This window comes from Olivibacter sp. SDN3, from assembly GCF_014334135.1.
In the GTDB taxonomy this organism is placed as follows: Bacteria; Bacteroidota; Bacteroidia; order Sphingobacteriales; family Sphingobacteriaceae; genus Olivibacter.
In genome coordinates, this window is sequence record NZ_CP060497.1 from 2894702 (window position 1) to 2907472 (window position 12771).

The window sequence follows — 12771 nt, forward strand, 5'->3', positions numbered from 1 at the left end:
AAGAAATGATAAAAAAAATTAAAAGTAACACGTATTCTGTATATTTTGATGCAAATTTAAATGTGTTAGATGAATTTTTGAAAAACAGCAATTACTCTAAATTTTTTGTGTTGACAGATAAGAATACAGGTGAACACTGCTTGCCTCTGTTGAAAGATATTTTAAAGAGCTTGGTCAATTATGACCTGATCGAAATCGATCCCGGAGAAGAAAATAAAACGATCGACTTTTGCATTGGTATTTGGAAGATGTTAATAGATTTTGGAGCCGATAGAAAAAGTCTGATGATTAATTTAGGAGGGGGGGTTATTACAGATATCGGAGGCTTCGCCGCTTCAACATTTAAACGAGGGATAGATTTTATACAAATCCCCACCACTTTACTGTCTCAGGTGGATGCTTCTGTTGGGGGTAAAACGGGTATTGATATGGACGGTGTAAAAAATATTATAGGTACTTTTACACAACCAAAAGCGGTATTCATCAACGGTAGTTTTTTATCGAGTCTTGATCAGAGACAGATTATTTCAGGTTTCGCCGAAATGATTAAGCATGGATTAATTTATGATAATGGTTACTACAACACGCTAAAGGGGATCCACCCAAAAGATATTCAGGAGGATCTTATCTACCAATCTGTTGAGATAAAAAATAAAGTAGTCACTAAGGATCCCACAGAGCAGGGGCTACGGAAAATATTGAATTTCGGCCATACTATAGGGCATGCGATAGAGAGTTACTCTTTGGCAAATGATTCCTTTCCGTTGTTGCATGGGGAAGCCATTGCGGTAGGCATGATCTGTGAGGCTTACTTGTCGCATAGAGTGGGAGACTTATCTGTAGATGAACTAAATGAAATTGTGCCGTATATTCAACGTATATTTCCAACATACCGCTTTGGCGAGGGCATCTATGATGATTTATTTGCCTATATGCTAAATGATAAGAAAAATGTAGATGGCAGGATAGGCTTTGCTTTACTGAAACAAATCGGCGGCTGTGCGTTTGATAGCTACGTAGAAAAAGAACATATTTTTGAAAGTTTAGACTATTATCGTTCTTGCGTGGAGTAAAATTGAAAATAAAAAAGTAATATTACTAATCATATAAAACGATAGACCTATGGAATTGAAACGTTATGTAACAACCTTCCTCCTGATCTGTATAACAGGTATTTGTTTTTCTTTTTGCAAATCTGAAAAGAAAATAGATCATCCGGAGAACAGGCCGGCCGTGCTAGTGTTTTCCAAGACAAATGGTTTTCGCCATGATTCTATTGAAAAGGGAACGGCAACTATTGAAGCTTTAGGAAGGGATAATGGTTTTGAGGTGGTACATACCGAAGATAGCACTCTTTTTACTAGCGATTATCTTGATAAATTTAAAGCTGTAATTTTTTTAAGTACCACGGGAGATATCCTAAATGATGCGCAACAGCAGGCTTTTGAAAACTATATACAACAGGGGGGAGGTTTTGTGGGTGTGCATGCGGCGGCGGATACTGAATATGGTTGGCCTTGGTATAATAAATTGGTAGGGGCATGGTTTTTAAGTCACCCTAAACAGCAAAATGCAACGATTGATGTGCTGGATAAAAACCATCCATCTACAAAACATTTACCTGATCAATGGACTAGGTGGGATGAGTGGTATAATTATAAGGACATTAATCAGGAAACAACGGTGCTCATGAAATTGGACGAAAACAGTTATGAAGGAGGGGAAAACAAAGGCAACCACCCCATTGCATGGTACCACGCCTACGATGGAGGTAGAGCATTCTATACGGGACTGGGGCATACAAAGGAGAGCTATGATGAAGTGGATTTTCAGAAGCACCTTTTGGGCGGAATAAAATATGCGATGGGGGAGTAGAGTAAGTAGTTGAATAGTTAAGTAGGGAGTTAGAACTCGACAACTCAACTATTCAACAAAACAATGTTATATCAAATATTCAAATAAGGTTTGATCTGTATTGACTTCTTTTACATCAAAGCGATGTAAGCGCATGCGTTGTAAGAGAGCATCGTAATCTTCCGCATTTTGTAGCTCAATGCCTACTAATGCGGGACCTCTCTCGCGCTCAGTTTTCTTAATGAATTCAAATCGCGTAATATCGTCTTGCGGTCCTAAAACCTCATTGACGAAAAGTTTCAATGCGCCAGGCCGTTGCGGAAAGCGCACGATAAAATAATGTTTTAATCCTTCATGGAGTAGCGATAATTCTTTGATTTCTGCCATTCGGTCGATATCATTATTCCCTCCACTCACGATACAGACTACTTTTTTACCCTTGATTTCCTCCCGGCAGAAATCCAGTGAGGTAACAGATAGTGCTCCGGCAGGTTCCACTACAATAGCATCTTCATTATACAGTTTTAAGATAGTGGTACAAACTTTCCCTTCTGGAATAAGGATTACTTTTTCCAATATATCCTTGCAGAGTGTAAAGGTCAATTCTCCGATCCGTTTAACGGCGGCACCATCAACGAAACGATTTATTTCATTTAGGGTGACTGGCTTATCGGCTTTTAAAGCTTCTGTCATGGAAGGGGCGCCCGCCGGTTCTACACCGATGATTTTGATAGCGGGATTAATACTTTTTAAATAATTTCCTACCCCGGCAGCAATACCTCCGCCGCCTATTGGGATAATGGCCACATCGATATCCGGTTGATCCTCTAATATTTCAACACCCACCGTTCCCTGACCTTCTATAATACGATAATCATCAAATGGAGGGATGAATGTCATGTTATTCTCCACCGTATAGGAGAGGGATTTGTGTAGGCAATCGTCAAAAGTGTCTCCCGTAAGAATAATTTCTATTTTTCCATTACCAAACATTTCCGTTTGTGTAACTTTTTGTTTTGGCGTAATTTCGGGCATAAAAACAACCCCTTTAACACCTAGCTTACTGCATGAATAGGCGAAGCCTTGTGCATGATTTCCAGCGCTGGCACATACTACACCGCGTTCCAGTTGTTCTTTAGAAAGCGAGCCAACCATATTGTAAGCACCTCTTAATTTGTACGATCGTACCAGCTGCAGATCCTCCCGTTTTAGATAGATTTCGCATTCATATTTTTCGGAAAGTCTCGGATGGTAGGTTAAAGGAGTGCGATTAACGACATGCTTTAAACGCATAGAAGCACTTTGATAATTCAATTCAGGATCCATTCTAAATGATATTCTTTCGTACGAAGATAGCGTTTTCATGGCTATCTTCGTGCTTAAGTTTTATATATTAGCAGCTAACCAGTCGCCTACTTCACTGGTTTTATAAGCTTTGCTGGTTTTGCCCGAAAGGTCTTCCGTAACAATACCTTCAGCTAATGATCTGTTAACAACTGTTCGAATGGCTTCTGCCTCCTCTTTTAGTCCAAAAGCATCTTCAAACATCATCGCGGCCGATAATACGGTAGCGAGCGGGTTCGCCACGTTTTTCCCGGCGGCTTGAGGGTAAGAGCCGTGGATTGGTTCGAATAACGATGTATGGATACCAATGGACGCAGAAGGCATTAGTCCCATAGATCCCGAAATAACTGAAGCTTCATCAGTTAAAATATCTCCAAAGAGGTTTTCAGTGATAATAACGTCGTACGAACTTGGCCACTGAACCAGACGCATAGCTACGGCGTCTACAAATTCATAGCTTACTTCTACTTCTGGAAAATCGTTTTCCATTCCTTGTACAGTCTCTCTCCATAAACGGGAGCTTTCTAGTACATTAGCTTTATCTACACAGCAGAGTTTTTTTCTACGTGTCATAGCCATTTCAAACCCTAATTTAGCAAGCCGTCTAATTTCTTCTCTGGTATAAGTACAGGTGTCAAAAGCGGTGTCGCCGTTATCCTTACGACCTCTTTCGCCAAAATAGATACCGCCAGTTAACTCCCGTAAGATAACGAGATCTGTGCCTTCAATTCGTGCTCTTTTTAAAGGGGAGTTATCTATTAAAGAAGGGAACGTGAAGGTCGGACGAACATTGGCAAATAATCCCAACTTTTGACGCATTTTAAGAAGGCCCTGTTCTGGTCGAATGGTTGCTTTTGGGTCATTATCAAAACGAGGGTGTCCGATGGCTCCAAATAATACAGCATCTGCCGCCATACATATTTTATGCGTCTCATCTGGATAAGGCTCACCTACTGCATCAATTGCAGAAGCGCCTGTTAAAGCGGATGTCCAGTTAATTTGGTGATTAAATTTTGCTGCTATTGCATTTACTACCTTTACTGCCTGATCTATCACTTCAGGTCCAATTCCATCCCCAGCTAAAAGAGCGATATTTAAATTCATGGTATCTTATAATTTTTGTTTAATTAAATAATATTTAACATTTTCTGCGTGGCCTTAATAGCACAAACCGTTTGATCGGAATCCAGCCCACGTGTAGAAAACGTGTGGTTTCCGGTTTCCCAGGTAATCACCGTTTCACACAATGCGTCCGAGCTGCTTCCCGGAGCGATACGTACGGTATAATCAATTAATTTTGGCAAATGCAGGTTTTTTTTGTGATATACTTTAGTCAACGCTTTCATAAAAGCATCGAACTGGCCATCGCCCTGGGCATGTTCCTCTATTACCTTTCCATCTAGGTATACGGCGATAGTTGCAGACGGGCGCAAGCCTTTAGAATGCGTTAAAACATATGACTCTATACGTACTTTTTCTTCGTACAGACTGCTGTCAAGTACATCAGAAATAATATAAGGAAGGTCTTCTTTTGTTACCGTTTCTTTCCTGTCTCCCAGCTCAATAACACGCTGAGTGACTTTTTTTAAATCTTCATTGTTTAATTTTAAACCCAGCTCCTGAAGATTCTTTTCAATATTTGCTTTTCCTGATGTTTTCCCTAGCGCATATTTGCGTTTCCTGCCAAAACGTTCAGGTAGCAGATCATTGAAATAAAGGTTGTTTTTGTTGTCTCCATCGGCATGTATGCCTGCTGTCTGTGTGAATACATTTTCTCCAACAATAGGTTTGTTGGCAGGAATCCGGACACCTGAGAAAGTTTCAACTAGCTTACTCACCTTGTAAATAGCTGATTCTTTAACAGCTATTTTTGTTTCGGGTAAAAAATCATTAATGGCAGCTACGGCACTTGCCATCGGGGCATTTCCAGCTCGTTCACCCATACCATTTACGGTAAGGTGTAAACCGTTTACACCTGCCTTAACGGCTTCCAGCACATTCGCGGTTCCTAAATCATAGTCGTTATGTGCGTGAAAGTCAAAGTGTTGTTCTGGGTACTTCGTTTTTAACTGAGAAACATATTGAAAAGTTTCGACTGGAGTTAAAACACCGAGTGTATCGGGGAGTAAGATTCGCTTAATTGGTAACTCAGATAAGAATGCCAAGTATTGCCAAACATATGCGGGAGAGTTTTTCATACCGTTGCTCCAATCTTCTAAGTATACATTGGTTTCAATACCTTCCTTTTTTGCAGAAGCTACAATTGTTGCTATTTCTTCAAAATGCCTCTCTGGAGCTTTCTTGAGTTGATGAGTAAGGTGATTTAATGAACCTTTTGTTAAGAGGTTTTGTACCTTTATACCTGCTTTTAACATCCAGTCAATAGACATACCGTTGTCAACGAAGGTTAATACTTCGATAGCGTCGATATGTCCATTATGTTTTGCCCAGCTTGCAATGGATCTTACAGCTTCAAACTCTCCTTCGGACACGCGTGCCGAAGCAATTTCAACACGATCCACAAGCAATTCCTCTAGTAGTAATTGCGAGATGGTTAGTTTTTCTGAAATAGAAAAAGACACCCCCGATGTTTGTTCGCCATCACGGAGAGTAGTGTCCATGATTTCTATTTTCCTTTTCATCCGTATATAAATATAATTATTTGAGCGTGTTGTCTGTTAAACTGCGACATATATTATTACTATAATCACATGCTCTTCCTCTTGTTGACATCAACTGCACTGATGACAACCCAATAACAAACATAAGGTGATCAAAATTACATCATGAAAGAATGATGTAATTTTGATAAGAAATAGTTATTTTTAGATATGTTGTTTGTTACCCTATTTGGTTAAGCTTAGAACGGCAGTTCTGACGCAAACTGTTGAATTTCGTCTTTTATATTTTGAAGATAGTCGATATCATCGAAACCATTAGAAAGGTTCGCCTTCTTGTAAGTGCTGATATCGAAATTTTCCTGCTCACCTGTTGATAAAAGACTGATCGTTTGTGCCGGAAGATTTACTTCCAATTCCGTATCGGGATCTGTAAAAATAGCGCTAAAAATCTTTTCCAAAAACTCGGGGCTAACTTGCACCGGCAATACGCCAATATTTAAGCAATTATTTTTAAAGATATCGGCGAAGAAGCTTGACACCACACAGCGGAAGCCATAATCGTAAACAGCCCAGGCGGCATGTTCACGTGATGAGCCAGAGCCAAAATTTTTACCTCCAACAAGTACCTTGCCCGTATAAAGCGGATCGTTCAACACAAAATCAGCTTTCGGGGTATTGTCTGCATTGTACCTCCAGTCGCGAAACAAATTGTCTCCAAAACCTTTACGTTCTGTTGCTTTTAAAAAACGGGCAGGTATAATTTGATCGGTATCCACATTCTCAATCGGAAGAGGTACCGCAGTGCTTTTTAATATTGTGAATTTATCGTAAGCCATATCTTTATATTAAAGTTCTCGGATCAGTAATTACTCCAGTAACAGCAGCGGCGGCGGCAACAAGTGGACTCGCCAGCATGGTTCTAGCACCAGGACCCTGCCGACCTTCAAAGTTTCTATTGGACGTGCTTACAGCGTACTTGCCTGCTGGTACCTTATCATCATTCATTGCTAGGCAGGCAGAGCAGCCAGGTTGACGTAACGTGAACCCTGCTTCGGTTAAGATATCCAGTATTCCTTCTTTTTTGATTTGGTCTTCCACAATATGAGAGCCAGGAACGAGCCATACAGTCACAGCCTCAGCCTTTTTCTTTCCTTTAATTAAGGAGGCAAAAGCTCTGAAGTCTTCAATTCGGCCATTTGTACAACTGCCAACGAAAACATAGTCAACTTTCTTACCGATCATCGATTCGCCTTCATGGAAACCCATATAACCCAAAGATTTTTCATAGGTAGCTACCCCGCCTTCCACTTCTGAAGCGTCTGGAATATGATGAGAGATGCCTATACCCATCCCCGGATTTGTTCCATATGTGATCATAGGTTCGATGCGGCTGCCATCAAAGGTGAACTCTTTGTCGAAAACCGCGTTGTTATCTGTTTTCAGCGTCTGCCAGTAAGCCATCGCTTTATCCCAGGCTTCCCCTTTTGGCGTAAATTCACGATCTTTGATGTAGTCAAAGGTGGTCTCATCCGGCGCAATCATACCACCGCGTGCGCCCATCTCGATACTGAGGTTGCACACCGTCATACGGCCTTCCATACTCATCTTTTCGAAAACTTCACCCGCATATTCCACGAAATAACCCGTCGCGCCCGAGGTTGTCAGTTGAGAGATGATAAACAATGCTACATCTTTCGGTGTAACACCTTTACTGAGTGATCCCGTTACGTTAATACGCATTTTTTTTGGCTTCGGTTGCATGATACATTGCGAAGCAAGTACCATTTCTACTTCAGAAGTTCCTATACCAAAAGCAATAGCTCCAAAAGCACCATGTGTGGAGGTATGAGAGTCTCCACAAACAATCGTTGCTCCGGGTTGGGTAATCCCATTTTCCGGTCCGATTACATGTACAATACCATTTTTCTGGTGGCCAAGTCCCCAATGTCTAATGCCGTAGGCACTCGCATTTTCTTCCAAAGCCCTTAGCTGATTTGCCGAGAGTGGATCCGAAACGGGTAAGTGTTGATCGATTGTTGGCGTATTGTGGTCAGCGGTAGCGAACGTGCGCTCCGGATACAATACAGTGATGCCTCTATTCTTTAATCCTAAAAAAGCTACCGGACTCGTAACTTCGTGGATTAAATGACGGTCGATAAATAACACGTCGGGACCGCCCTCAATCTTCCGTACTACATGCGAGTCCCACACTTTATCAAATAACGTCTTGCTCATTTTTATTTAGTTAGATAATTTATTGTTTCTTGTTGTTTAGTGTATCTCAAATTTTTTCCATTGACGAGTAATAAGTTGAGATATATCCTTTACACGAATTTGTTCAATGCATCCAGATAAGCGTTGGCAGAGGCCCTCACAATATCCGTGCTGAATCCGTATCCCATATAGGATTGATCGCCATGGATGACGCGCATGTCTACCTTACTCACATCATCACTTCCGCCGTGAATGGAGTGAATATTGAATTCTTTGATTTCGTTATGGCTCCCAATGATACTTTCGATCGCTTTGATAGTAGCACTTACCGGACCATTACCGCTTGCGGTTGCTTCCTGTTCCGTTCCTTTGTAGTTTAGTTTAACGATAGCCTGCGGGTCGCTCTGGTCGCCCGTTACTACCTGCAGTGAACTGATGGTAACACCGTTCTTGAAGTTCGTCTCCGCGTCGTCTCCCATCAGCCTCAACAGATCATCATCTTTGATTTCCTTTTTCTCATCGGCTAATGAAAGAAAGCGTTGGTATGTTTGATCAAGGTCGACCCTATCAATAGAATAGCCCAAGCGTTCCAGATGATGCTTCAGTGCATGTCTTCCGCTACGAGCTGTTAGAATAATTTCTGATTGATCTATCCCAACATCTTCCGGGTTGATGATTTCGTAATTTTCACGGTGTTTAAGTACCCCATCCTGATGGATACCTGAACTGTGTGCAAAAGCATTGCGGCCAACGATAGCTTTGTTAGCTTGCACGGGCATACGCATCATGCGGCTTACCATTGTGCTTAGCGGATACAGTTGTTTGGTGTTGATATTTGTTGGGAACTGAAGTGTTTGGTAGTGTGTTTTCAGAGCCATCACCACTTCTTCCAGAGACGTGTTCCCGGCGCGCTCTCCGATACCGTTGATGGTACACTCTACTTGACGGGCGCCGTTTTGGATCCCTGCAAGACTATTGGCGGTAGCGAGACCTAAGTCATTGTGACAATGAACGGAGATAATCGCCTGATCGATATTCTTAACATTTTCTTTTAAGAAGCGAATTTTAGCACCATATTGTTCAGGGAGGCAATAGCCATTGGTGTCTGGAATATTGACTACTGTGGCGCCTGCAGCAATGACCGCTTCGACCATTTGCGCTAAGTATTCATTGTCTGCCCTTCCGGCATCTTCAGCGTAGAATTCAATATCCTCCACAAATTGTTTAGCATATCTTACCGCGTCCGCAGCACGTTCCAAAATAGCTTCACGGGTACTATTGAACTTATATTTGATATGCATATCAGAAGAACCAATACCCGTATGTATACGCGGACGCGCCGCAAATTTTAAAGCCTCTGCTGCACAATCTATATCCCCTTTGTTTGCACGGGTAAGCGCGCAAATAATGGGTTCGCGTACAACTTTTGAAAGTTCAACCACGCTTTGAAAATCTCCGGGACTCGATATCGGGAAACCGGCTTCGATGACGTCTACACCCAAAGATTGCAAGGCTTCACCAATGATAATCTTTTCGGGCGTTGTTAGCTGTGAGCCTGGGACCTGTTCACCGTCACGAAGAGTAGTGTCGAATATGTATAAGTGATTAGGATTGTGTAACATATTGGGTCTTTTTTATTTCTATTATATCTTATTGAGATAGCTTTTCACAGATAGTTAATATATTTTCGTTTCTCTTAACTAAACAGGCTCTGCTATCTTTTGTATTGTTTTTACTTCACCTTTCTCTAGTACAATTTTATTTTCCAAGCAGCTAGGTAACTGCGTTTCGTAGTGGCCTACATAAATCAACGTTTTTCCATAACCGATGAGTTCGTCTACCACCGCATTGAAATGTTTGGTCTGTGCACGGTCCAGTCCCTGGCAAGGCTCGTCCAAAATCAATAACGATGGGTTTTTAATAATGGTTCTAGCCAATAATACGAGACGTTGCTTGCCTAATGGCAGGGAGGTTAACAGTCTGTCTTTATAGCTTGTTAGCTCGAAGAAATCCATTAACTGATTGACCTTCTGCTGGCCGTGATAGCTTAGCTGACGGAATAAGCCAATACTGTCGTAAAGACCTGAAGCAATTGCTTGCCATACCTTAGCTGTTTTATCAAAATACCAATGCAATTCGGGCGAGATAATACCCAAGCGTTGTTTGATATCCCAGATACTTTCTCCAGTTCCCCGCTTATTGCCAAAAAGAAAGATATGATTGGCATAGGCTTGTGGGTGATCTCCATTGATGAGGCTTAACAAAGTCGATTTTCCTGATCCGTTATGCCCTTGAAGTAGCCATTTTTCACCTGCGCGCACTGTCCAATTGATATTCTTCAATATTTCTTTGTCTCCATAACGGACATGGATGTTTTCCATGTGCACGAAAACAGCGGTATCTTCCTTTACTTCTTCCCGAAGGAAATAGGGTAAAGGTTTTTGCCTACGGGCGACGTCTTTAGACAGGTTTTGAATAGAAGATAACCTTTTTAATTGTCCATGTTCGATTTCCGCAAATCGATTGATACAGTCAGGTAGATTTCCTTCATTTGTGATGAGCAACAGATGCACCCCCTTAATGGCCAGCTCTTCCAGAAACTGGTTCAGTTTTTCGCGCGAAGCTTTATCTAATCCGGTATAAGGTTCGTCAATAATTAATAACTGAGGCTTTAACCACAAAGCTTTTATTAACTGCAGTTTTTTATGCTCGCCACTAGACAACTCGATCAGCTGTGTATTCTTAAAATTGATAAAATCAAACAGACTTAGGTACTTTTCGACCTCCTCAAATGGCAGGTTTTCCTCTTTGGAATAATGCATCAATTCACCATACACGGTTAAGGTATCGTTTCGTTGTTGTTTATTATAGCGCTGCTGATAATAAAAGTTACGATCACCTTCCAGATTGGTAAACTGATACCAGTTCGATACATATAACACACGTGCCGGAAGAGATGACGATTTATCGAAAAAGAACTCGATATCACCGTTTGTTTTGTTGAGTCCAGCTAGTGCCTTACCCAACGAGCTTTTTCCAGAACCACTCTTACCGCCGACAAGCCAATGTTCTCCACGAAAGATCTGCCAGTCGAGCTGATCCAATATGATTTCCTGCTCATATTGTAGACTTAAATGGGTTATATGGACGAGGGGGCTAGTCATTTTTTTATACAATCATTTTTTATTTGCAGCATATCATTCAGACCAGTTAGAACATTTAGTCCTATTACTGGTCTGAATACTTTTTTATACCGTTTTGATGGCTTTCATAGCAGTCATCGCTTTACGCAATACCGCACCTACCGTTTCAACCGGATGCGTACGGATGGCTTCATTTATACCAATCAGCTCTTGGTTATCAACTGCCAGGTCTTTTCCTTCATTAAAGTTTTTGCCGATAATGTCGGTATCCACTGTAGTCATGAAGTCTGCCAATAGTGGCTTACAGGCATGATCAAATAAATAGCAACCGTATTCAGCCGTATCGGAAATGACCCTGTTCATCTCAAATAGTTTTTTTCGGGCAATGGTATTTGCAATAAGTGGCGTTTCATGTAAAGACTCATAATAAGCCGACTCAGGTTTAATACCTGCTTCTACCATGGTTTCGAAGGCAAGTTCCACCCCAGCCTTAATATAAGCCACCATAAATACGGCATGGTCAAAGTATTCCTGTTCGCCAATCTTTATATCGCCAGCAGGTGTTTTCTCAAAGGCCGTTTCGCCGGTGGCAGCGCGCCAAGCCAATAGATTCTTGTCGCCATTCGCCCAATCCTCCATCATGGTGCGGCTAAATTCGCCACTCATAATGTCGTCTTGATGTTTTTGAAACAAAGGACGCATAATAGTTTTCAGTTCTTCCGATACTTCGAAAGCCTTTATTTTCGCTACATTGCTCAAACGGTCCATCATGGCTGTGATCCCTCCTTGTTTGAGTGCTTCTGTGATGACCTCAACGCCATATTGAACTAGTTTGGAAGCATATCCAGGGTCAACACCCTTTTCAACCATTTTGTCAAAAGAAAGGATAGATCCCGTTTGTAGCAGTCCACATAAGATGGTTTGCTCACCCATTAAGTCAGATTTAACCTCTGCAACAAAAGAAGAACGCAGTACCCCTGCTTTATGGCCGCCAGTACCCACGCAATAAGCTTTCGCTTCGGCTAAACCCTTTCCTTGTGGATCATTTTCGGGGTGAACTGCTATGAGGGTAGGCACGCCGAACCCGCGTAAATATTCCGCTCGTACTTCTGATCCAGGGCATTTAGGGGCAATCATGATCACGGTAATATCTTTGCGGATCTGTTTTCCTTCTTCTACGATATTGAAACCGTGAGAGTAAGATAGTGTTGCACCTTCTTTCATTAAAGGCATGACTGCATCAATAACGGAGGAGTGTTGTTTATCGGGCGTTAAATTGCTCACGAGATCAGCTGTAGGAATGAGTTCTTCATAAGTGCCCACCGTAAAATGGTTGTCGGTTGCATTTTTCCATGAATCCCTTTTCTGTTCGATTGCCTCTTTCCGCAGGGCGTATGAAACATCCAAACCGCTATCTCTTAAATTGAGTCCTTGATTTAAGCCCTGAGCACCGCAACCCACGATGACGATTTTTTTACCTTTCAATGCGCTCACTCCATCCGTAAATTCACTAATATTCATAAATTCAGCAACGCTTAATTGGTTCAATTGCTCTCTGAGTGGTAGGGTGTTAAAATAATTTGCCATTGTTTTAT

At 41.6% G+C, this 12771-nt stretch carries 10 protein-coding genes; 2 read left to right on the forward strand and 8 right to left on the reverse strand.

The window, feature by feature from the left end; all coding sequences use genetic code 11:
- Positions 1–8 precede the first annotated feature (8 nt).
- Positions 9–1073 (forward strand): 3-dehydroquinate synthase, encoded by a 1065-nt coding sequence (aroB, locus tag H8S90_RS11985; protein WP_255501950.1) that lies wholly within the window; start codon positions 9–11, stop codon positions 1071–1073.
- Positions 1074–1122: 49 nt separating this feature from the next.
- Complete coding sequence (locus tag H8S90_RS11990) at positions 1123–1875, forward strand: ThuA domain-containing protein (protein ID WP_187342747.1); 753 nt, start codon at positions 1123–1125, stop codon at positions 1873–1875.
- A 66-nt stretch (positions 1876–1941) separates the two neighbouring features.
- On the opposite strand, the gene ilvA is transcribed toward H8S90_RS11990, so the two are convergent.
- The 8 genes from ilvA to ilvC all read right to left on the reverse strand — a co-directional run bounded on the left by ilvA (position 1942) and on the right by ilvC (position 12763).
- Positions 1942–3180, reverse strand: coding sequence for a threonine ammonia-lyase IlvA (gene ilvA / locus H8S90_RS11995; RefSeq protein WP_187343020.1), 1239 nt, complete (start codon positions 3178–3180; stop codon positions 1942–1944).
- A 60-nt stretch (positions 3181–3240) separates the two neighbouring features.
- Complete coding sequence (gene leuB, locus H8S90_RS12000) at positions 3241–4302, reverse strand: 3-isopropylmalate dehydrogenase (protein ID WP_187342748.1); 1062 nt, start codon at positions 4300–4302, stop codon at positions 3241–3243.
- Positions 4303–4325: 23 nt separating this feature from the next.
- On the reverse strand, positions 4326–5840 hold the full coding sequence (locus tag H8S90_RS12005; protein WP_187342749.1) for an alpha-isopropylmalate synthase regulatory domain-containing protein: 1515 nt from the start codon (positions 5838–5840) through the stop codon (positions 4326–4328).
- Positions 5841–6058: 218 nt separating this feature from the next.
- Positions 6059–6655, reverse strand: coding sequence for a 3-isopropylmalate dehydratase small subunit (leuD, locus tag H8S90_RS12010; RefSeq protein ID WP_187342750.1), 597 nt, complete (start codon positions 6653–6655; stop codon positions 6059–6061).
- Between the two features lie 4 nt (positions 6656–6659).
- Positions 6660–8054 (reverse strand): 3-isopropylmalate dehydratase large subunit, encoded by a 1395-nt coding sequence (gene leuC, locus H8S90_RS12015; RefSeq protein ID WP_187342751.1) that lies wholly within the window; start codon positions 8052–8054, stop codon positions 6660–6662.
- Positions 8055–8143: 89 nt separating this feature from the next.
- A complete protein-coding gene (locus tag H8S90_RS12020; RefSeq protein WP_187342752.1) occupies positions 8144–9655 on the reverse strand; it encodes a 2-isopropylmalate synthase in 1512 nt (503 codons plus the stop codon).
- 78 nt (positions 9656–9733) lie between these two features.
- Positions 9734–11197 (reverse strand): ATP-binding cassette domain-containing protein, encoded by a 1464-nt coding sequence (locus H8S90_RS12025; protein ID WP_187342753.1) that lies wholly within the window; start codon positions 11195–11197, stop codon positions 9734–9736.
- 84 nt (positions 11198–11281) lie between these two features.
- Positions 11282–12763, reverse strand: coding sequence for a ketol-acid reductoisomerase (ilvC, locus tag H8S90_RS12030; RefSeq protein ID WP_187342754.1), 1482 nt, complete (start codon positions 12761–12763; stop codon positions 11282–11284).
- Positions 12764–12771: the final 8 nt, after the last annotated feature.